This window comes from Campylobacterota bacterium, from assembly GCA_020633995.1.
Taxonomy (GTDB): domain Bacteria; phylum Babelota; class Babeliae; order Babelales; family RVW-14; genus JACKCO01.
In genome coordinates, this window is the sequence record JACKCO010000004.1 from 518202 (window position 1) to 541903 (window position 23702).

At 41.9% G+C, this 23702-nt stretch carries 19 protein-coding genes; 4 read left to right on the top strand and 15 right to left on the bottom strand.

Translation table 11 applies throughout. The features are described 5' to 3' along the window. Positions 1-326: 326 nt before the first annotated feature. From H6679_05245 to H6679_05255, 3 genes are all read right to left on the bottom strand, one after another. Positions 327-965, bottom strand: a complete 639-nt coding sequence (locus H6679_05245; GenBank protein ID MCB9493651.1) for a hypothetical protein — start codon at positions 963-965, stop codon at positions 327-329. A 270-nt stretch (positions 966-1235) separates the two neighbouring features. After that, positions 1236-1811: a CDP-alcohol phosphatidyltransferase family protein gene (locus H6679_05250; GenBank protein ID MCB9493652.1), complete on the bottom strand. Its 576-nt coding sequence runs from the start codon at positions 1809-1811 to the stop codon at positions 1236-1238. A 115-nt stretch (positions 1812-1926) separates the two neighbouring features. After that, positions 1927-3099 carry an HD domain-containing protein gene (locus tag H6679_05255; GenBank protein ID MCB9493653.1) on the bottom strand — a complete coding sequence of 391 codons (1173 nt, stop codon included), beginning with the start codon at positions 3097-3099 and terminating at the stop codon, positions 1927-1929. Between the two features lie 406 nt (positions 3100-3505). Here H6679_05255 and H6679_05260 point away from each other — a divergent pair, with 406 nt between their 5' ends. Both H6679_05260 and H6679_05265 read left to right on the top strand, forming a co-directional pair. Next, a complete protein-coding gene (locus H6679_05260) occupies positions 3506-4267 on the top strand; it encodes a queuosine precursor transporter (protein MCB9493654.1) in 762 nt (253 codons plus the stop codon). Next, a complete protein-coding gene (locus H6679_05265) occupies positions 4246-5394 on the top strand; it encodes a tRNA-guanosine(34) transglycosylase (protein MCB9493655.1) in 1149 nt (382 codons plus the stop codon). Before H6679_05260 ends, H6679_05265 begins: the two co-directional genes overlap by 22 nt. 286 nt (positions 5395-5680) lie before the next feature. On the opposite strand, the gene murB is transcribed toward H6679_05265, so the two are convergent. Next, a complete protein-coding gene (murB, locus tag H6679_05270) occupies positions 5681-6658 on the bottom strand; it encodes a UDP-N-acetylmuramate dehydrogenase (GenBank protein ID MCB9493656.1) in 978 nt (325 codons plus the stop codon). A 214-nt stretch (positions 6659-6872) separates the two neighbouring features. On the opposite strand from murB, the gene H6679_05275 reads away from it, so the two are divergent. Together H6679_05275 and H6679_05280 are read left to right on the top strand one after the other, a co-directional pair. Then, positions 6873-8150, top strand: coding sequence for an N-acetylmuramoyl-L-alanine amidase (locus H6679_05275; protein MCB9493657.1), 1278 nt, complete (start codon positions 6873-6875; stop codon positions 8148-8150). 217 nt (positions 8151-8367) lie between these two features. Then, complete coding sequence (locus H6679_05280) at positions 8368-8844, top strand: hypothetical protein (protein ID MCB9493658.1); 477 nt, start codon at positions 8368-8370, stop codon at positions 8842-8844. A gap of 49 nt (positions 8845-8893) precedes the next feature. Here the strand turns inward: H6679_05280 and H6679_05285 are convergent, their stop codons facing one another. The 11 genes from H6679_05285 to H6679_05335 form a co-directional block, all read right to left on the bottom strand. Beyond that, complete coding sequence (locus H6679_05285) at positions 8894-9523, bottom strand: Maf family protein (GenBank protein ID MCB9493659.1); 630 nt, start codon at positions 9521-9523, stop codon at positions 8894-8896. Continuing rightward, positions 9516-10676: a DNA-protecting protein DprA gene (gene dprA, locus H6679_05290; GenBank protein ID MCB9493660.1), complete on the bottom strand. Its 1161-nt coding sequence runs from the start codon at positions 10674-10676 to the stop codon at positions 9516-9518. Before dprA ends, H6679_05285 begins: the two co-directional genes overlap by 8 nt. Beyond that, positions 10663-13245, bottom strand: coding sequence for a DNA gyrase subunit A (gyrA, locus tag H6679_05295; GenBank protein ID MCB9493661.1), 2583 nt, complete (start codon positions 13243-13245; stop codon positions 10663-10665). Before gyrA ends, dprA begins: the two co-directional genes overlap by 14 nt. A 155-nt stretch (positions 13246-13400) precedes the next feature. Beyond that, a complete protein-coding gene (locus H6679_05300) occupies positions 13401-13880 on the bottom strand; it encodes a phosphatidylglycerophosphatase A (GenBank protein ID MCB9493662.1) in 480 nt (159 codons plus the stop codon). Between the two features lie 10 nt (positions 13881-13890). After that, complete coding sequence (locus H6679_05305; protein MCB9493663.1) at positions 13891-14508, bottom strand: CDP-alcohol phosphatidyltransferase family protein; 618 nt, start codon at positions 14506-14508, stop codon at positions 13891-13893. Between the two features lie 173 nt (positions 14509-14681). After that, entirely contained in the window at positions 14682-15926 is a 1245-nt protein-coding gene (locus tag H6679_05310) for a hypothetical protein (GenBank protein MCB9493664.1), read from the bottom strand. Positions 15927-16049: 123 nt separating this feature from the next. Further along, a complete protein-coding gene (locus H6679_05315) occupies positions 16050-17345 on the bottom strand; it encodes a hypothetical protein (GenBank protein ID MCB9493665.1) in 1296 nt (431 codons plus the stop codon). Beyond that, positions 17314-18441, bottom strand: coding sequence for a hypothetical protein (locus tag H6679_05320; protein MCB9493666.1), 1128 nt, complete (start codon positions 18439-18441; stop codon positions 17314-17316). The genes H6679_05315 and H6679_05320 overlap by 32 nt, the downstream gene beginning before the upstream one ends. A 22-nt stretch (positions 18442-18463) precedes the next feature. Continuing rightward, positions 18464-20050, bottom strand: a complete 1587-nt coding sequence (locus H6679_05325; protein MCB9493667.1) for a hypothetical protein — start codon at positions 20048-20050, stop codon at positions 18464-18466. A gap of 40 nt (positions 20051-20090) precedes the next feature. Further along, on the bottom strand, positions 20091-20591 hold the full coding sequence (locus H6679_05330; protein MCB9493668.1) for a hypothetical protein: 501 nt from the start codon (positions 20589-20591) through the stop codon (positions 20091-20093). A gap of 53 nt (positions 20592-20644) precedes the next feature. Then, a partial coding sequence (locus H6679_05335; GenBank protein ID MCB9493669.1) for a hypothetical protein occupies positions 20645-23702 on the bottom strand: 3058 nt, incomplete at its 5' end.

Sequence of the window (23702 nt, forward strand, 5' to 3'; positions counted from 1 at the left end):
TCACTCTACCATTTAGTATCGCTTACAAGACCAAGACAGTACGATTAGAAAGTTGGCTTACAAAAAACTTCGTCTTCCCCGACTCCGATCGGGGATCCAGATAATGATAAACCAAGTTCTGGATTCCCGCCGAGCTTGTCCTCTGGCTTGACCAGGGGGCGGGAACGACGGTGTCAAGTGTTAGTAAATACAGTCGATACTTTCTTTTAGGCCAACCACAAAAAAGGACCGAGGCTTGTGACCTCGGTCCCTAATTTAAAGCAACATGTGTTGACTGGATAATGGTAAGCTATGTCGCTTTTTGTTTAACTAGATGCGTTTAAGCGTTAAGCTTTCTTTTTAACTTTAGCTTTTTTAGCTTCAAGCTTAGCAATTTCGTCTTTGAGTGCTTTCCAGTCTTTGAAAGCTTGTTCGGTAACTTCAACATCACCACTATCACCGGTAATCTTAACTTTACCGTCCGAAACACCTGAGATCTTAGCAAATTCTGTAGCTTGCTCAAGCGCTGCTTTCAGTTTAACATTACTGTCAAATGTTTTGAACTTAGCATCTTCTTTTTTAGCTTTAACAGCTGCATCAAAAGCTGTGTTAGCTGCTGTAACAGCGTCATCACTTTCAAGCGCACCAAGCTTAGCATCATCCATTGTCAAGTAGTCAACGCCTGGAGCAAATGGACCCTTTTTGAGGACGTAACATGCTGCAAGAGCACCGCCACCAACAAGTACAACTGTGCCACCGATAACAAGAGCTTTGTTATCTTTGAGCTTTTTCATCATGTCGTTGTCATTTTCTGCCAACGCTGCTTTGAGTTCAGCTCTTTCTTCTTCGTTCAATTGCCCGATAAGCTGTTGAAGAACAACTTGTTGCTCTTCTTGTGACAGGGTGGTCAAATCAACCGCACTTTGCGTCACATTAGCGTTAAGTGATGTTGCAAGCAACATTACTGGTAATAATTTTTTCAACATAACAAAATACTCCTTAAAATATGTATCGTTTAGACTTACCAAAACCAGTCAACATATGTTATTATCTTTGCAAAAAAAATCAAATTTTTTAAATTACCCGCATCCTTTCATCAAATATCGATAAAATTACCAAAGCCGATTATTTTATGCGTAAACGAAAGTATGTTTAAAATAATAAAAAAATCAACTCTCCTACCGAATAGAAATAAAAAGCATGTTTTTGATCGCCAAAGCAGACATCCAGCTCTTCTTGTGCACCAGCAGTTTTTTTCAACTCCTGTAGTGCAAAACGCCTATCCTTATGTACACCATTAATGACACCATAGCCACGACGCTGAGCACTCCAATCAAAACAGTATTTAAAGCCTGAAAGTGTAAGTTATAAAAATGATGTACAAACAGCCAAGCAATAAACAAAATCTGTAGCAATGTTGTTAGCTTACCAAGCACATGTGGCTGCAGGCGAAGGTGCGGTTTTGAAAATAACAAAAAACAGGTTCCGCTCACAATAATTACTTCACGACACAGCAAAAGCGCAAAAAACCAGCGAGGCAATGCAAGCCACTGCCCACCCCACACAATGAACGAAAAAAATGAACTAATAAGCAAGACCTTGTCGGCGAACGGATCAAGCAGCTTGCCAAACTTACTTTGTGCACCAAATCGCTTAGCACAAAAGCCATCAAGTATGTCGGTAATAGCTGCGACAAAAAAAAGCGCACAAGCACGGTTCCACTGCTGTTTATACATCGAAAAAACAATGATGGGAGTAAGGAAAAGACGCGTAAGGGTTAAACCATTTGCAACAATGAGCCACCACTTACGTCCGTAAAGTACTTGATACACGTTTTCGCCTTATAGATTTTTATTTGGATCCCCAATAACACCAATGGGGAATACTACCTTGACTATGCCCTTTTACTGTACACAAACCATCCGTTTTTTCAAATTACGTCTGCGACTAGCAAACATTATTATCAAGAGTTAAGTCAAGCAATCTAATACCCCATCCTTGTTTGAGGTTATTTTTTGCAGTATCAAACGCTTCAGCATACGCTTGGTCAACGTCAACAAGACGAACAAATACTTCTTGACCATGCTCATCGATCGTGCGTATGAGCGGGTTAAGACCACGAAACTTTGAACACCCGGTCATGTGGGCATCACAAGGCTCGCATAGCTCAAACGAATCACGACATGTTGTAATCTTGTGTAAAATACCAGCAATAACTTCATCATCACTTTGCTGCAACATCTGCCAAACAGTATCGTCATGAGAAAAATGGATATCATCAAAATTGATTAACTCTATTTCAACTGCTCGTGCAATCGCCTGAGAAAGCCATTCATTGTTGAGGTAGTTGACTGGACCACCCCACACATGCTGTGTGTAATACAGCGAAACGTCTGCCAATTTGCGCGCCATGGCAGCATCAGTAAAAAACCATTGTCCATCTTCGTAGCGCAATGCTGCAAGCATAGCTGGCATATCCCCGAGTGTAATCATGCCTGAGTCAAGCCCTGCACGCAAATTGTACTCAAGCCTGTCAGCACATAGACCTGGCAACGGTTGCTCAAGCATAATGTGGTCATCCGGCATGATTTGCTCAATACAATAGCCATGGCGCTCAAGCACCTCGTTTACTCCCTGCTGAGCCAAATACCAAGCATGGATGGTGTCTTGATACGAACTTTCAGCATCTTTTCGCTTAAAAAACGGCTCGATACTATGTGAAAATACTGTGTGGCTTGCATCATGTAGCAAACCGGCAATTTGCTGGTCAAGCTCTGCGCCAAAGCGACGCAACAGTGCCCACACACCTACAGAGTGGTCGTAACGTGTAAAGTCTTCAAGCTCAGGGGTTGAAAAACGAAACACTCCGTACTGTTGAATGTGCTTAAGTCGTTGCATGACCTCATGCTCAAACAGCTCAATCAACACAGGCTCGGTCACGTCAAATGAACCGTACTGCGTATAAACGTGCAACACCTGCGCTACTTGGTCATGCTCGGTGCTTACATATCCCGATTGCACTGTTGTATCTGTACTTTGTGCATACTGCACATTTGCAAAAACACAAAAAACACTGCACAATACATAGAAAACAACATGTCTGAGTTTGAATGAAATCATTCTTTTCTCCTCAATAATTGATGAATATTTTTAGTTACTAATAGCAATGAAAAAAAGAGTATACTGGGAAAACTAATTATTACCAATAAAAAAGCAATTACTCCGTCATTCCCACGAAATCTGGGAGTTTAGATCCTCCGGTCAAGCCGGAGGATGACGCCACGGGGCACAGAGGATGACGCCTAGCAATACAAAATAGTCGCCTCGTCATCGCACATGGATTGAATTTATTTTATACTGACCAAGGCTATAGAATTTGCACATTGCGCGCCTAGTATACATCAACCCTCGTCATACCGGCCTACGAGCCGGTATCCAGAAAAAAGCTTAGGCAAGCGGTAGATTTTATCTTTAGAAATGGACTCCGGATCGAGCCCGGAGTGACGAGATTACAAACTCAAATACTATGGATTTAGAAAGTCAACCCGAAAAACAATACTTGGAGCATGATACAATAAGCCAAGCACTCCTGACAACTAAAAAATCGAAAGGACAAGCAATGAATGAATATATCTTTTTTCTTCAAGTACTCGTTGTAACAAGCTGCACGCTGGGGGCCTTAACGCTCGGTAAAGAGGCACTGGTTGCCAGTATCTGCTTGCAACAGATTCTTGCAAATCTGTTTATTACCAAACAGATAACCTTGTTTGGCATGGACGTTGTCAGCACCGATGTGTTTGCCGTAGGTAGTATTTTGGGGCTCAACCTTTTGCAAGAATACTTTGGGCTTGAACAAGCAAAAAAAACAATCATCATTAGTTTTGCAGCACTTATTTTTTACATGGCCATGACGCAGTTTTTACTATGGTACACGCCAAACGGCTTTGATATTATGCATCATCATTTTGACCAGGTTCTTGGTTACAGCCTACGCATTGTCAGTGCATCAGTTGGAGTGTACATACTCTCTCAGTATGCAAGCACCTACATTTATGCACAAATCAAGGAGCTCTGGCCTGCGTCAACACTCTTCACCCGGAACATGCTCTCACTATGTTTGTCACAACTGTTGGATACAGTATTGTTTACAATCCTTGCCCTGTACGGCATTGTAGCAAACGTCTTTCACATTATCGTGATTAGCTACAGCATTAAAATGATTGTCATCGCATTATCATCAACATTTATAGGTCTTTGGAAACAAATATGCAAAACACCAACCCAGTAAAACAATTTCACTTTAAGGTTATTCACCAGTCAAAAAAATCTCGTGCTCGTGTTGGCCAAATTGTTACACCGCACGGTACTATCGACACACCAAATTTTGTTGCTGTTGGCACCAATGGCTGTTTGAAGGCAGTCGATCCCAAATTGATTGAAAATATTGGTCTGCAAATTATGTTCGCCAATACGTACCACCTTATGCTGCAACCCGGTTCTCAAACTATCGCGCAGGCCGGTGGTATTCACGCATTTTCAAACACTAACATTCCCATCATTACCGACTCTGGCGGGTTTCAAGTTTTTAGCCTGATGTATGGCAGCGTGCATAGCGAACTTAAAAGCAAAGGAACCAAAAAACATGACAATAGCGTGGTTAAAATCAACGAAGAAGGTGTCATGTTTCGCTCATATCGTGATGGAGAAAAAATTTTACTCACACCAGAAAGTTCTATCGCTGCACAAAAACAAATTGGTGCTGACATCATTGTCGCTTTTGACGAACTGCCACCATATCACACCACGCCACGCAAACTGATCAACAGCCTTGCACGCACACACCGCTGGGAACAACGTAGCCTGCAAGCACACCTTCAGCAAAAAAATAATCAAGCGTTGTACGCAGTCATTCACGGCGGTATTGATCCTGATTTGCGAAAGCTTAGCTGCACCACGCTAACAGCAATGCCATTTGATGGCTTTGCCATTGGCGGCAGTTTGGGCAAAACGCGTGAGCAAATGGTAACCATGCTAAGCAAGCTTATGCCGCATATGCCTGATGACAAACCAAACCACTTGCTCGGCATTGGCGACCTGCCATCACTTGAGGCGTGTGTTCCACTCGGTATAGACACCTTCGACAGTTCACACCCAACCAAAGCTGCTCGCCATGGTTTGTTGTTTACCTCTCAAGGGAATTTACGCATCTATGGTAGTGCATTTAAGTCCGACCTAAGCCCGGTTGATGCTGCGTGCGTGTGCTACACCTGTAAACATTACTCACGCGCATATTTGCGCCACTTGTTTAAGGCGCATGAGATTAGTGCATACAATCTGGCAAGCATTCACAATTTAACCTTTATGGTTGGGCTTATGCGTGATTATAGACATAAGATTTTAAACGATGAGATTTGATAAGGAAAATTAATTTCTGGATCCTGAAACAAGTTCAGGAAGACACGAGACAATAATAGTTCTTTACAACCAGATTAATTTTTTTACCGTCATCCTCGATTCAACACTCGTCATCCCGGCCCACGAGCCGGGATCCATGAAAATATTCAAATAAGTTTTAGATCTAATTTTTAGAAATGGACCCTGGATCAGAGTCCAGGGTGACGAGTCTGAAGGGGGTCATCCCCGACTCCGATCGGGGATCTAGATCCTCTGGTAAAGCCAGAGGATAACGTCTGATCTAGAACTAGTCTTCCAAGTGTGCAACTACACCACTGCTGTCGTCCATCACAGGCTGCCATAATGGATACTGCCCAAACCCAACGAGCAAACACTCCGGCTGGGGCACAATGCCAAAAGTATCAAACACTTTCTGCTGCATAAGCCGAGCAAGACCAATAACATCGGCCGACGTCGCCCCCTCACGTGTGACGATCATATTTGCGTGATGGGCAGACACAGCCGCGCCACCAAAACTCAAAGCACCACGAACACCAACTTTATCTAGATAATAAGCAACATACGGTATTTTTTTTCCCTGCACCTCAAACGGCAGCTCATGGTCAGCAAAGTTTCTAAAAAAACTGCCACAGGTACGCTCAAGCGGATAACGCCTGTTGCGGTGTTTAATAATTTCATCACGCCGTCCACGAGCATAGGCAGCTTGCAACGGGTCAACAGGCGTCAGTTGAAATGTCGCATCAAGCAGGTAATGTGTACGTTTTTGCAGCGTTGACTGATTGTAGCCAAAGTTAAACCAAGCTGGCTCAACTGTGCCCACCTGGCCTGTTTGCTTGTCAATAACACGAGCAGAGACTAAAAAATCGCTCAGCAAAAACTGAAAATAATGAATATTGATGAACATACTACCCCCAACCGTGCCAGGAATCCCTGAAAAATCTTCAAGGCCAATCAGCTGGTTATCAAGACATTGCTCAATGAGGCGTTGCATACATACACCCGCTCCCGCACGCACACAGCCCGTTGCTTTGTCAAACGTAATGTTGTTGAGTTGTGGCCTGAGAACAAGCCCACCAAAACCTTCATCACTCATAAGTATATTTGCGCCCTGCCCAAGCAGAAAAATGTCACTATTGCTTTCATGAGCGAAGCGCAATGCTTGTTGCATTTCTTGCTCGCTTTGAGGTTGGGCAAAATAACGCGCGTTGCCACCAGTTCTAAACCAGTTTTTGTCATTTAGGGGTATCTTTTTTTCAATATTCATCTCATTACTCTAAAGGGCTCATTCAAATTTTCATTGTGTAATCATACACACTTTCTAACACAAAACCCATAACATTCAAAATTAATTAATATTTTTTCAGTTATAAAAACATTGATAAAAACGATTAAAAATAAAGACAATATTTATTTTGTTGATCCTGACAAGGAGTCAGTGTTAGCATAAAGTATGATAAATCAATTGAGGGGGAGATATCATGAAACGGCAATTTTTAAAATCGTACGTTCAAGCATTATCGCTTGCCGGTCTTTGTTTGCAACAAACGCATGCGACACTTAACTTAAGCGAATACTTAAAAGGTATGACACAAGCACGAGAAATCAACCGTATCAACTGGGTTGAGGTCTGTAACAACGAGTTTTCCACACAAATTATGTTTGATTTCACCAGCCCAATCTATTTTGAGCGTAAGCTATCAAAAGATAAACTGCAGCTACAACTTGCTTTTCCCGGCATGCGGCTACAAAACGTCGATGTTGACCACGTTATTAAAAAGCTTGATGTCCTAAAAAAAGATGGTCTGCTCAAAAACGTTTCCATCGTTGAAAAACTGCAAAAAGTACCCAAGATCGTCATTTTACTTGAGTTTGAAAGCGAAAAAACAAACACAGAAAAAGGTAAAAGTAGCACGACAAAAAATAAGTTGCTCATCCGTTGGAATAAAATGGAAGAGCCAAATAGACTAATTTTAGATATCTTTACGCAGGAAAACCTTGAAAAAATAAAGGCTAAAAATCAAATTATTTTGCAGGCACAAGCCGACAAACTACCAACACAGACAGACAGCATGCTACAACTTGCAAGTTTTAGCCCAAAACGCATAGTCATCGATCCTGGGCATGGCCAGCGTGATCTTGGTGCTCAGGGACATTTTTCAACAACAGAAAAACACATCACCCTAGACATAGCAAAAAAATTACAACACAACCTTAAGCAAGAAGGCTACGCAGCACTACTCACACGTAGTGAAGATACCTTCGTTAGTCTAAAAGAACGTAGTGAACTGGCAACACAACTTAAAGCTGATTTGTTTGTCTCAATTCACGTTAACTCATCTCGCAAAAAAACAACCGAACAGTCCGGCATAGAGACGTTTTACTTAAGCGAAACAAACGTTTTGCCCCCAACTCGACACGGGGGCTTTTTTTTTGTCAACATGGACAAAGATCATGACCTTGAAAAACTCATTGACGCGCAGCAGCAAAACGTCATTAATGTTTCCAAAAACCTTGCTCACATGATTCAGTCACACTTGATACAACATCTCAAGACCCGCAACATCGATATCATTGACCGAGGCCTTAAATCAGACAACCTGCGCGTACTCTTACGCGCAAGTACACCAGCGGCACTTGTTGAAGTCGGCTTTATTTCAAACATAAAAGAGGCTAAACTCTTATCAAAATCATCATACCGAGCACTTGTTGCTCAAGGCATTGGCAATGGCATCAGAGCCTACCTCAATCAGCTCTAACTATTTCATAAAACAGGCCCAAAACAATACATAATAGAAAATAAATTACTGAATGAAATTATCGAGAAACAACATATTTTTTAGGTTATAAAATGTCAATAAACAAAGTATACTGATAGCTTAAGGGGAAAATAAAACTTACTAGTAAATGCACTGCAGCTCTTGGTATGCTTTAGGCAGGATAAAATCTTTCCCGAGTTGTAGTGAAAGGAAAAATATGTCAAACCATATTTCTATTTCACTTGAACTAATCAGCTTAATCAATTGGCTCATGAAGAATGAAAAGGCCATGCTGCATTCTCTGATCAAACATGCAATCAAAAATGGTTTCGCTCAAGAACTTGAAAAGGTAGAAGCACTCGAATCGTCAAAAACAACAGAACAGCTCTACACGTCCGTTCTTGATTTTCTGGTGTTTCTTGAAGATACACTCATTCAACATTTGGAATCGGGCAATTTTGACCCACAGTCAAAAGAGGCCATGCTACCAGCGCTGCAAAAGCTCACCAATGAGAGTTTGAATGACAAAACAATCTGGCTGAGCATGCAACAGGCCCAACACCAGCTGAGCAAAGCAGCGCGTGAAGAAACCACACACACACCAAAAACTGAACAAGAAAAAAAGGCTGCCGGCGTTTTGGTTGAACAACTGCTTAAAAACTGGGAACCATCAAACAAAGATTCTGTTAACTAGTCTGGATACCCCAACTAGGGAGTAGCAAGAAGCAGGATCCCCCAACTAACTAAAAACGAAAGTCGAGTTTTTTAAGTGCTTGTCTGAGCTGGTAAACAGGAAGCCCAAGGATCGTGGTAAACGAGCCTTGAACCGACTTTAAAAAGCTATAGCCATACTCTTCAATAATACTTGCGCCACACGCATGCAGTGCAGCAGGCATTATTTCAAAGTATGTCTCAATCATGTCAGGATCAATATAAAACTCGACCAGAGCCTGCGTTGACCACTCTACAGCGTCTGTACGCTCCCACGCTCCTTGTACTTTCTTGAACTTGTACAAACAACAACCGGTGACCACTTGAATTGGCCGCTGCCCAATAATTTTGACCATACGATGAGCATCTTCAATATTTTCAGGCTTGCCAAACACTTCATTTTCTTGCTCATCGCGCGCCATACTATCAGCAGTAAGAACAAACAACACATCATCTTCATGCTCTGACGTATGCGGTAATTTAACTGTGCGCATTTTATCTTTTGCAATGTCTATGACATATTCATCAAAATTAAACCGGTGGACAACACTGCGTTCATCACTACCATGCTCAAGCGTTTTAAACTGAATACGTGCATGCTTTAATAAACGTTGCCGAGACGGCGATTGTGATGCCAAATATAGAATGTCTTGCTTAGACACGCTCCCATCCTCCAATGAAATTTTGTTTAATCTTACCTTCAAGCTGTAGTTCAAATAATTTGTCATGCAGCACATGCTGGTCAAGCCCTGTTTTTTGGCAAAGCTCATCAACACTCATGCTGCCAGAAAAGTATTCAAGCAACGGATCGCCAACCTGAACCTGAGACTGACTTGCAGTTTTTTGTTGTTCAAACACTGACATGTTACGTGAGCTGTACTGGACGTCAAACTCATTGATTATGTCTTGCGCATTGTGCACAAGCACAGCACCCTGCTTAATCAAATTATGACAACCAACACTACGCTGATCATATACCGAACCAGGCACTGCAAATACTTGTCTGCCTTGTTCAAGCGCATATTTTGCTGTAATGAGCGACCCACTTTTTTCGGCCGCTTGCACGACAATGGTCCCCTGACTAAGACCAGAGATAATTCGATTACGCGCTGGAAAGTTAAAGCGATCAGGCTCCGCATACAAATGCACCGCCGAAATTACCGCGCCCTCCTGCTCAAGCACCTGCTGAAACATTTTTTTGTTGGAACGTGGATACACATTAAGCAGGCCAGAACCCAATACCACAACGGTACGTCCACCCACATCAAGCGTTGTTTGGTGCGCAGCGCTATCAACACCATACGCACCTCCACTGACAATATCAAATCCTGCACCCACAAGCTCTGGTACCAATTGTGTGACAACTTGCTTACCATACTCACTCATATCACGTGAGCCAACAAGTGCTAAGCGCTTGCGCTCTTGGACTAAGTGTTGTCCCTGTAAGTACAACACAAGCGGTGGTAAATGAATGTTGGCAAGCGAGCGAGGATAGTTCTGATCAAGCAGTGTAACCAACTGCACATCATGGCGCTGCATCAAATACAACTCGTCTTCAAACCGTTTGCGATCTGCAAGTCCTTCAACAAGCACACGCGCAACCGGCTCTGTTAGACCCAGTTTTTTGATGGCGTCACCAACAGCTAGCTGATACACCTCAGATAAGTCAAATGAGCTTTGGATGGTGAATAAGGCAGCATTGTCAACCTCTTTATGCTGACCCAACAAGCGCTGTACAACCTTTAAAGCCCGTGCAGGCCCAAGGCCTGCAATTAAGCTCAGATGCAATAAAACCTGTTGATTACTCTGACTCATCTTCGCTTTGTTCCCCAGCTGTCTGTTCTTCTTGCTCTTCTTGATCCGTTGTTTGCTCAGCATCCTGCCTTGGCACTGTGTCGTTTACTTTATCTGCTTGCTCACCATCATCATCGCCACCTTCCTCAAACGCAAACAACATTGCAAGTGTTTGGTCTTTATCAAGTCTGACTAGGCGAACACCTTTTGCCTGGCGTCCCATCGTTCTGATTTCTTGAGGTGAGAGGCGAATAATTTTACCATTAGTGTCCATAAGCAGAATATTTGATTCTTCATTAACACGCACAAGGCCAATGACAAAACCATTTCGCGTATCTGTTGGAATAGTACGAACACCAACACCACCACGGTGTGCAACACGGAAATCTTGTACTCGCACACGCTTGCCATAGCCACGTGATGTTGCAAACAGCACATCACCCTGCTGCTCTGGCGCAATAACTTCAAGACCGACCACTTCGTCGCCATTACGCAGCAAAATACCACGTACACCAGCAGCTTGACGCCCCATTGCACGCACTTCACTTTCTTTAAAATGAATCCCTTGTCCATGCTTTGAGGCAATAATAATGGTGTCATGTCCTGAGCTCATGTCACAAAATGCTAGCTCGTCACCTTCGTTAAGGTTAAGCGCACGAATACCAGTGCTACGAATTTTTGCAAAATCCATAGCATTAGTCTTTTTAATGACGCCCTTCTTGGTAATCATAACCAAGAATTTGTTTTCCATATCTCGTGTACACAAGAGTTTGATAACTTGTTCACCTTCAGTCAATTGCAGTAAATTGATTACCGCACGCCCCTTAGCAGTACGTGACCCTTCTGGAATTTGAAAAACAGACAAGCTATAGACGCGTCCCTGATTGGTAAAGAAAAGAAGATCATCATGATTTCTGGCAACAAAAAGATCTTGTACCACATCATCAGACTCTTCAAGGTCTGCCATGCCTTTCTTACCTTTACCGCCACGATGCTGAACAGCATACGTGTCAAGCGGTACGCGCTTCATGTATCCCTTACGCGTTAAAGTAACAACGACTTCTTCATCAGGAATTAGATCAGCTTCAACAATACCATCAACTGGCCCCTCAATACGCGTTTTACGCTTATCACCATACGAGGACTTAACTTGTTCAAGCTCCTCAATCAACTCCTGGGTCAAGACGGCTTCATCACTTAAAATGAGCTCAAGCTTTGCTATAATTTTCTTGAGCTCTGCAATTTCATTTTCAATCTTTTCACGCTCAAGTCCGGTCAAACGCTGCAAGCGCATCTCAAGAATAGCTTTCGCTTGTTCGGCTGTTAGTGCAAAGGTGCCCTGCAACTGCGTGGAAGCATCTTCAGCTGTATGCGCTTTTTTAATTAAGGCAATAACTTCATCAATTTTATCCAAGGCCTTAATCAAACCTTCAAGAACGTGTGCTCGGGCCTTATTTTTTGCAAGGTCATACTCTGTACGCTTGATAATTATTTCTTTGCGATGCATCAAGAAATAATCAAGCATTTCACGCAGTGTGAAAATCATTGGGCGGTTTTGATGCAAGGCGAGCATGATGATAGACATTGCTGTTTGCAATGGCGTAAATTTGTATATTTGGTTAAGTATAACCTGCGGCATTTCCCCACGTTTAAGCTCAATAACAACACGGATACCACGGCGATCAGACTCATCGCGAATATTGCTCACGCCTTCAATAACTTTGTTTTTAACCAAGTCGGCAATCTTGGTAATCAAGTCAGCCTTATTCACTTGGTATGGCAACTCAGTAATGATAATAGCGTTCTGTTTTTTATTTTCTTCGATATCAACCACACCACGCATGATAACTTGGCCGTGACCAGTGCGATATGCTTTCAAAATGCCAGAACGACCGCAGATAATGCCACCTGTTGGAAAGTCTGGAGCAGGAATAAGCTCAAACAAACGCTCCTCAGAAATATTTTGATCTTTGAGAAGCTCAATACAAGCCTCAACGACTTCACTAAGGTTATGGGGAGGGATGGACGTCGCCATACCAACGGCGATACCGGTGGAACCATTAACCAACAAATTTGGAATTCTACTTGGCAACAGGGTTGGTTCTTTACGTGATTCATCAAAGTTCGGAACAAAAAGTACCGTTTGTTTGTCAATGTCGGCGAGCATATCACGGGCAATTTTTGCCATGCGCACTTCGGTATAACGCATAGCTGCAGCATTATCACCGTCAACAGATCCCCAGTTACCCTGACCGTCGAGCAATGGATAACGCTTTGAAAAATCTTGCACCATACCAACCATGGACTGGTAAATGGCCTGATCACCATGCGGATGATAATGACCAATCACTTCACCAACAACCGTTGCTGATTTACGAGGAGGACGCTCATGATAATAGCCTAGCGTATGCATTGCATACAAAATTCGTCTATGAACTGGCTTAAGACCGTCTCTTACATCGGGCAGTGCACGACTGACGATAACTGACATTGCATAATCAAGAAACGAAGTTTTTAATTCTTTCTCAATTGAAAGCAATGACACAGCACCACTGTTTTTACCATTTTTACCTGTATTCGTTTCAGACATGCACTTTCCTTTCTGTGTAAGAGACAAGCACTGCAAGCATCATAAAATTACCAACCCACAAAATCGAATTTACGAAAATAGACTATTAGTCTACTGTTGTTTAACGTGATAGGCAAATGTGCCCCTCCAAATAAACTTTTTTACTCAAATTCTTCTTAATACAACGTCATCATGGCCCAAAGCACAAAGCGTGCACCCAGGCCGGCTAACAGGTCATCAAGCATTATGCCTAAAAAACCACGAATGTTACGCTCACAAAACGAAATAGGATACGGTTTTGCAATATCAAATATCCTAAAGAGAATAAAGGCCATTCCATACCACATTACATCACCAGGCACACACACAAGTGCGATCATCATGCCAAACACTTCATCAATAACAATAATTCCTGGATCATCATCGCTATTTATGCTGGGAGAAAGTCTAATAAAAAAATGTGAGCTCAAGCAACCAATAGCAAATAAAACAGATAAAAACAGCATGACAAGCGGCTGATTCAAGCGTGAAAACGAGAACACATACGCCGCAACTACTGTTACAAAACTTGCTATAGTACCGGGAGCATACGGAACATACCCCACATATAAAAGTGTCGCGATAACCTCACTCAAACGTGCTTGTAAGTTGTTCATTATTTAGGGCTCATTCTGTTACAATTTGATCATGCTCAGCTGATGACTGTTTACCATAAAATTGTTTTCTATTCTTTTGATACACCATCCAGTAGCTAGTCGCTGTATATGCTGTTAAAAACGCAACACCATACATGGCTACATTGGTAATAAACATCATACGTGCATGATCAACCAGATCAGGCCAAAGCCATGCACACATCGCGCTGGAAAAAACAAGATAGATTGCCATAAACTGCATAAACGTTTTGTACTTCGCCAGCATGAGCGTAGGCAGGCAAAATCCTTGCTGATCAGCATAGACTTTCAATGTGGTGACAAAAACATCGCGCAACAAAACAAGCACTACAACCCAGCCATCCACAAGACCTTTATACCAAAAAGTTGCAAGCATACTGAGCACCAATATTTTGTCGGCTAACGGATCTAATAATGCTCCCGCCTTTGTAACCTGGTCATAACGACGAGCTAAGTGACCATCGTAAGCATCCGAAAGAACCGCAAACGTAAACACCACGAATGCTGGAATCAAAAAAATTCCATCCTGCAAAAAAAACCATGCAAGTATCGGCGAAGAAAAGACTCGGAACATAGAGACAACATTTGGACTTAATAGAAATCTTGCCACGACGCTTTCCCCTGGATTTTTAGCTCTGACAAATGCTTTACCCTTCTTAGTCTACGGTGTTTTTTGTCCTAGGTAAAGCACAACAAAAAAGGTGGCCTTTATCGGCCACCTTTATCTTGCAATGCATACAAAAAAATCTTACTAGTCATTTAATTATAGCTGTATTCAACAACCTAAGCTGCCTGCTCCTTAATTTCGTTGGCTACTCGACCAAGCTCAGCCCAGTAAGCATCAAGATCCTTTTGGTTCTTTTCATAACGAGAGTACCTGAAAATCTTGACGCCGCTATTATCATTTAAAAAGACGTCTGGGTGAGGATAGAGACGAAACTGCATGTAAAGCAAAACATGTTGCCCCTTCTCCCAACAATTATCCTCAATTGCCTTGGCCGCCTTAGATGGATCATCTTTATAATCGACAAGGACATCTTCAGCACCCTTGCCACCTTTAATTGGAAAGCCAAATGCTTTTGAAAGGTACACACATGAGTCTACAACATTTTTTTTCTGATGTGTTGGCGTAGCGCTACCACCAACTATCGCCCGCGCAAGACTGGCCAAATTTTGGTAGACACTTGAAGTCATTGGCTCCGACAAGAACCAGTATTTCTTCCATTCGTAAGGCATAGAACATTGCACTGCAGTTGCTTTAGGTAAGAATATCTGTAGTAGCCACCCTTCACCCGGCGTTAAGATCTTTTGCATCTTTGTGTTCTCACGCATACCACAAACTGCTTGTGTCAATTCACTTCCATACGATGAATAAAAATTTTTCAGATTGAAATAGGCAAAAACCTTTTCAACCAGCTTGTTAATTGTTACTGAAAAACTTAATCCTAAAGGATGAGGCTTGGTAAAACACTGATAGGTTGACTCACCCCAGTTGTTAATGTTTGAAAATAACGACGGGCTCGTAGACATGCATGCATCAATCACTTCAGGGAAACCATCATCATCCCAATACCGATATTTTTTATCAAAATACGTGATCAGTGTGTCAACATCCTCACACTGTTTAAACGTTCCTGAGGGTAATCTGAGCGGAACCAAATTTTTGAAAGTACAGTTATGCATTTTCTCAAAAAACACTCTAGCAAGATCTTGAAAAAAAGTTACGTAGTGGGACTGCCCATGGTACAAAACAACGTAATTATCATGTACCTTATCTTGCCCGTTGCAATACTCTGCCTCACGTTGCCCAATTTGTTTGAATACATTCTGGAAATGTTTATCATTAAAATCATTTGAGTGCCAGGAAAAATAATCATCTACGTCGTATCCAAAACTTTGCAACGATGAGCCTGTTGGCGTTCCCGGCAAAAAACAATTTTTATAGTCAAACGATCTAACATAACCGTGAAAAAGAAAAGTAATGAGCATAAGCTTGCACAGCAAACGCTTTGAGAAATATAACCTCATATTAAACCTCACATTCTGAAAATAACCCACATTTGAATAAATAGTATTATTTCAAATAATTATATAATAATTCTATGCGCAATACAAATGGGTATCTTAAAAATCAAAAGCAATCCATCTTAATTAATTACATATAGAATTTTTAACTTGATTAACTATGCGATACAGCTCAGCCCAGTAAGCATCAACGTCTTTTTGATCTTTAAGATTTCGACTGTACATGAATATTTTTATACCACTCTTATCATCTAAAAACATCTCTGGATGCGGAAAAAGCCGAAACTGCATAGAAATGAGCCGTGCAGCCTGATCGCGCTCGGAACAGTATGTCACAACATCCTGACAGGCTCGGGCAGGATTATCCCTAAAATCATGCAATATTACCGCTGCCTTCTGAGTCTGGCCTGCATATGGCGCAGCATTTTGCTTGCAATGATAAACACACATATTAACAACATTGGACTCATCGTCATATTCGTCAGTTTTATCAAAATCCAAAACCTCATTTATCTTGCAAAAACTGTCATCCCGTACATTTTCAGATAAAAACCATGTCTGGCTCCAATGAGGCGCTCTTGCTTTACGCACAACCTTTATCTTTTTGGGAATAAAAATCTGTAACAACCAGCCCTCAGAGCCGTTAATCATGCGGGTAACGACGTTATTTTTCACGTCACCACCCACCTTGCTGACCAGGTCTTTGCCATATAAATCATACAAATGTGTACACCCAAAGTATTCAAAAACACTTTTTACCAGCTTTTCAGGTGTCATACCATGTACACGAGGAAACATAAAATAGTCCCAGCTGCATTCTTTTAAATTTGTAACACTACTAAAAAGCGAGGGCGAGGTTGAAATCAGCACATCGGAAACATAGGGATTTTTGACATCAGTCCAAAAGTGATAAAAACATTGAAAAAAATGATCTAATAGCTCCTTGATAGAATAACATTTTGCAAAACCCTTAGACGGCAAACGCAGGGGGATAACCTCGCTCAACTTCTGACCATGAAAAACATCTAAAAAAACCGCTACCAAATCTTGAAATAGCGTCACATAGGCTGACTGAGCGTGATACAAAACGATATGCGTATCATGTTTTTTGTCTTTGCCATTACAATGAAAAGCTTCACGCTGACCAATCTGAACCAGCATCGACTGAACATATGGTTCCTGTAAAATATCCGCATGCCTTGTTCCCGTTATCGCATTACAGCTGCTCATATAACCATTAATGTGATCAGCGCATGCTCGCTTTGTCTCTTGGTCTTGAAACCGCAAAACCACCCCTGTCGGAGTTGCTGGCAAAAAACAATTCAGCAAATCAAAGGGAGCATTATTTGCACAACCTAGACGAGCGACAAAGGTCAAAAGTGCGACGGTTCTAACGCTGCGATACACTTTTTTGTTCTTCATATTCTTTCAGCTCACGAACCATGTTATAAAGGTCTGCCCAGTAAGCGTCCACATCGCTTTGCTTTTTAGCATAGCGAGAATACCGAAATATTTTGACGCCACTTTCATTGTCTAAAAAAACATCCGGATGGGGATATAGTCTAAATTGCATAGCAAGTAAGTTATCTTCAAACCTCGGAGCCCTGCCATACACTCCGTCAATATGACAAAGTAACGACGGATCGGACAAGGCAGCACCTGTTAACACCTTGCCTTCTTTTGTTTTTATTGCCCTACCCATCGGCAGTGAACAATACAAATATTTATCGGCAAGTACTTTGGGAATAAAAATCTGCAATAACCAGCCCCCATTTTTTTTAAGCACATCACCAAACTCATGCTCTGCACCATCAACGATCTTTTGCAAAACGGTCTCAAGCGTTGCTGGAAATTGCTCAATTCCAAACACGTGAAAAACAGATCGCAAAATTTCTTTTGCTCCATTGGAGCGTAATGCTCTGGGTAAACGAGGCGTTGCAAAATAATCAAGCGAACAATCCCCAAGCCGCAACGGTACAATATTTGAGATAAGCGTCGGGTTAACCGAAAGTAAAACATTACGCACAAGATGCTTATCATCAATCCAAGCAATATTGTGCTGGTAATGCTCATCAAAAAACGCAACTAAGCTTGTTACATCTTTGTACTGATCAAAGAGCTCTGAACTGCAGCGTAACGGCACCGTGTTGGTCAGTTTTTTATTTTTAAAAACATCAAACAAAACTGTCGTAAAATCTTGCACGAAGGTGATAAGGCTGGACTGAGCGTGATAAACAACAACATAATCAGAACCATGAACACAAGCATACAACTGCTCTCGTTGTGCAACCTGGTCAAGAATGCCTTGAACATGCTGCTCTAAAAAAAGCCCCCTTGTTACTCGAGACGTTGTATATGCATAAATTTCTCGTTCTGTACTGCCCTGGCTACCAACAACTCGCAGCATTGAACCGGTTGGAGTACTCGCATCAAATAATGTTTTTAGATCAACTTTTGAAGATAATGGGAAAAAGCACAGAAAGCTGATAAAAAACAACGCTGTACTTTTTCCCAACATATCTGATCTTTTTTAGCTGCCCCTAAAACTCAACATTGAGAACAGCATCAACACCAAATGATTTTGGTGCATTGCGACCAGCAAAAACATAGTTACCACCCAAAAAGAGGCGAACACCATCGTCAAACTGGTAAGCCATAGAGCCAGAGATTTTGTGTTTTGTTGACCAAGTATGACACATCAAAATGTCTGGACACAGTTTTTTGCAACGGCTATCGTTTGATGCTTTATAATCACGCCCTCTTAGATCGAGATCATAGAAAATGTCGAAGAACAAGCGGCTTGAGAACACACGAGCAAATGAGTTACCAATACGCATAAATAACTCACCCCCACGGTGGATTTTAATGCGGTGAGCACCATCGGCAAAATTACGTGCTGTTGAGTCTGGCAATGAGAACTTGACGGCATCAGCAACCCTGTACATAACATTTTCACCAAAAACTAAATTTGTTGCTGGATCATTTGTAAATGCAGCAAACTTCCCGCCCCCACCAGCAGCTGTTCCATCAAACTCTTTAATACTTGGAACTCGACGATTCACACGAGCATCGGTACTATAGGTTCCACGAATATGAACGTATGGATTCAACCAACGGCGAAGCTCCCACATTGACGTAATGAATGCAGACAGCTCAGTAAAACCGCCATTACCAAAATCAATTTGCCACAGGTTGTCAGCATTACGCTCATGCGCTGTTGGCATTTGCACACTAAACCCTAAAATAAAACGGTCAATGTGCTTGCCGGTGAAGTTGAAGTTAACATACCCCATGGCATCACCCAACCCAACAAGACCACTTTTTTTGTTAAAGCACATACACTTTCTACGCAGTATCTCTTCTAAAAACCCCTCAAGGTCACAATATTTTGAGAAAAATTGGACATTATCACCGCCAGGAAGAGGATTAGCCCGCTCTATGTCTTCTATTTTTTTACGCTTATCAGAATCTATACAATTTTTCAGTCGCAACTTATGATTGATAGCTTTTATGGGAATGTGAAACCCAACATTAATATCGCCGCCATGAAACGAGCGAATATAATCTATAGAAAACTGATGGCTATGCTGTTTCGCATCAAAAACAAGCTCTTGATCCGCAAGTAAACTGAGAAAATACTCACCGCGCTGTAACTCACGCGCCACTGTAGCAGCATCAGGTTTTGCCATGGGCAAATCAAAATGCTTCGACTTTAAATTGCCAGCCCCAGTTGCCGCTCGCGGCGTATTTGCCAATTTACTTGAAAGCAAAATATCTTGGATTCGTACTGGACACTCACCAAACTGCAAGTGAGACAAATCACGCGTGCGACCATCTGAATTGTACATTTGTGATGCATGCTCAAAGCTGTACCACAAACTTACCAAGTCACCTTTTCTAAAAAAGTAGGAATAGTGGGGAATATTAGGCAAAAGGTACACGCCCTTGTCGTCAGCTTTAACCCTGTTGGTATATACCTTCTTTTCTTTTTTAGCATCGGCTTTAATTTGCTTTGAAACCTCCCGCTGCACTTTTGCCGTGATGTAGGAATCATCCACCTTTGCCTGTGCACACACCCACAGCATACTTGCACTCAGCAGTGCAATGACATACATTTTTTTTATCATTTTCCTTCCTACCTTCTTCATAAAAACTCACCCGCCTTGTTTATCGTCTCTTTGCTGCTCGTGCTCGACGAACTTTTTCTCGATATACCGCAATTTGCCGATTAACCTCTTTTTCTATGTGCTGATCAAGATCTGAAGCACTACCCTCTGATCCTGACTGCACTTTATTCTCAAGCATTGCCAGTTTTTTATCAGTGTTTTTTACATGCTCTCTGAGATCATTAACATTACTTGCTGTTTGAGAAGCATAGCTCTCAATGCGCTGGGCAATACCCATCATGCTCTGCTTGATTTGACTCATTGAGTCATCGTTGCTTGCTTGGCGAAAAGGCGACTCGTTAGCTATGCCAGATCTGATTGCCGGACGTCTGTCAGCATTGCTTGACCAACGAGTAAATGCAAATGCAAATACCATCAAAATAGCGATTACGCACACAATGATAGCATACAGATGAAAATAGGGACTCTTTTTGAAATTCATGCAGCCTTTTTTCATTTTACGAACACTTGTTTTGCACATAACCTTATACTTACCAATCATCTCAATTTCCCCCGCGTAAAAAATTCATTATTCCAATCCTTTTCCCATTCATTCTAGGCTCTTGTACCATTTGATAGGATAACAAAGGAGATACCACCATTAGTACCAGACACTGAACCATTTGCAGGATCATCTCCAGTGATGATGTCATCGTCAAGCAAATTAATAATTGTTGGCAATGGTGGCTTGTACAAGCTTGTTTCTTTATTGAGCAACTTCTTATCACCATCACGGTTAATGAAGAAGGTGCTAAAGCTCAAGCTTGGGACCTGGTTGATAAGCTCACGAACGAGCTCTTGTGTTTTAATCTCGTCAAATATTTCTTCAAACTTGACTGACTGTAGTTGACCAGAGAACCCTGTTTCAACAAGTTCTACAAAGCCGTCACCCGAAATAATACCGCCAACAAGATCTGCCGGGAATGGCCAGTTAATCGCCATTTTAGGCGAAAGCGAGTTGAAACCAAACCTAATGGTACTCGTTTCATCATCCATTAAAATTTGACCTTGATAGACAACCCTTAGATCTACAAGCAAGCCACGCTTGCGCTTGCCACGGTCTGAATGGAATTCAAACACACCGTTGCGCCCAAGCCTGATGATACCTTCTTGCTCAATATTAAGCCCATAAATACCATCAACAAACGAAACAAACGCTTGCGGCGATGCTGTGTCAGTATCTTGACGTAGGGCATCTATGTCAAGCACGCCGTTGTGATCAATGCTTACACGAATGTCATCATCAATAGCACGGCAGAATTTAAGTTGCTGATCGCCTTCAACAAATATATGAGCACCATTTTCAACCGCAACTTTACCCACACCGTGCATCTCCACCGTGCTTGTGTCAACAGCTGTTGAATCAGCAAGGCCACTCAAACGAACAGCAGTACCTTCCCTGAAAACTAACAATGGGCGCTCACGCTCTTCTTCTGAGAGTAAGTTTCGAGGATCTGTTTCAATTGGTATACATAGGGGTTGAGTTTGCAAGTCAGGTTTGTTGCCACGAAACTCGATGCTATAACCATCTTGAAACCACACCGTACCAACACCTTCAAATTTGATTTTTACATTTTTAGGCAATGACAAGAAGTTATCTTTATCAAGAGCAACGCCTTGGCCATTAACCGTCTTAAAGATTATTTGTGGATCAATTGCTTGACGATCAAACTCAAAGGTTAAATCTGCCTCTTCATTAAAATTGAATGAACCTTCAATGAAGAAATCACTCTTAATAACAATTCTATTGTTATCACCTTGAACAAAAATTGTATCACCTTCTTTCAGCGTTGTTGGTGCATCGTTCATTTCAAGAACTGCACGATCATCCATAAACAATGAAAGCGGGATAACCGGGCTTACACCAAACTCAGTCAGTGTTCCACGTCGGACCAAAATACTACCCGGCGCACCTTGATATTGAACAATACTATCTTCAACTTTCAGCTCAACGATTGCCGGCAACTCAAACTCACGTGTCATTTGGCGTGTTGTTTTTGACGCTGTCTCCACCTCGACATCTTTTGTTGCAGACACTACCTGTGCTTCTTGTCGAGCTTGGGCAACCATTTCAAGGTTCTGTACAACACGGCCAGCTCGATCAGTTTCTTTGCGTGCTGGTTTGTAGTTGCTCAGGTCGCGGTTTACTGTTGCTGCACGTTTTTGTAAATTTGCATATTCACGTGAGCGACGTACATCAAGTGCTGTTAGTGGCCGAGGTCTGTTACCTAACCAGCCATAACCACGGCTTGGTGAACGAACAAACGATGAATCAATTGGATCTGGCAAGTTGGAGCTGAGTGCAACTGTTGAGTCAAGAATGAAGTTAGTTGATGATTGCTTGATTGGGAAATCAAGTATCTCGATGTTTCGACCACCCAGGAATGAATTCTCATCAACGGTGATGGAGTTAGAACCAAGGTTGGTGACAGACACTGAATTGTCATCGAAAATCAGTGATGATTTAGTATCGGTGCTACCAACAAAGATAAAGTCATCTGCAAAGGTTACTTGAGGGTTTGCTGCAAGAACTGCGAGCAAGTCAAACTGAATATGCAGGTCACTGTCAAAGAACTCACTGAACAATGCAACACCATTGAGTGACAGGCCGTCTTCAAGCAGCCTGAGTATGTTGTTATCACCTTCTGTAACAAAGTTTGCACCGTTGTCTTCAAGCAAGTCAATGACGGTATTACCAGATAAGCCAATTGCACCAACGAACACACCGCCACCCACAAGTGGTACAGCGTCTATGGCGATACTTTCAATACCAATCAGCTCAATATTTTGCAGCTGAAGCGTATTGACACCAAGGTCAAAGTTTTGAACAACTGCTGGCCCATTAATGGTATCAACAAAGACTGGTAAGAAAATCAAGCGTTTTTGACTACCAGAACCGCGAATGGTAAATACATTTGGATTAGCGGTATCGCCAAGCACGAAGAACTGATCGCCTGCAAATGAAACATCTTCGCTCAACTCAAAGGTGACATTGTTACCAATAACCACAACCGAACCTTCACCAAGCTGGAATGTTGCACGGTTAATGCGGAACAAGTTAACATTTTCAAGCGTCAGCGTTACACCTGGGTCAACAATAAACTGTGGGGTATCAGGATCTGAGAACATGATCCATGCACCTTGGCCGTTAATGGTCAAGTCTGCCTGCACCTCAATCTGTTCGATTGGACCTACGTTACAGTTACAAACCATCAACACATCGGCTACCAGTGGGGCTTCTGTCAAGATACAACCACAATCGCCGGTTACGATGGCATTACTGTTTTGTCGGCAACATTCTTCAAGATCGATAATAGCATTGCTATTGTCTATGCAACAGTCAACAAGGTTAATAATCGCATTACTGTTGTTAACAATATTTTGACTATTTGTTTCACAGCACTCTTTAAGTGATACAATTGCATTGCTGTTCTGAATAATCAAAATTGAGTTATTCATGATCAAGTTAACAATCGCATTGCTATTGTGGACAATGTTTTGGCTATTTATCTCGCAACACTCTTTAATCGAAATAATTGCATCACTGTTGTGTTTAATTTCTTCGCACTTCTTGATGATCGCCTCACTATTATCTTGAATCTCTTCGCATTTC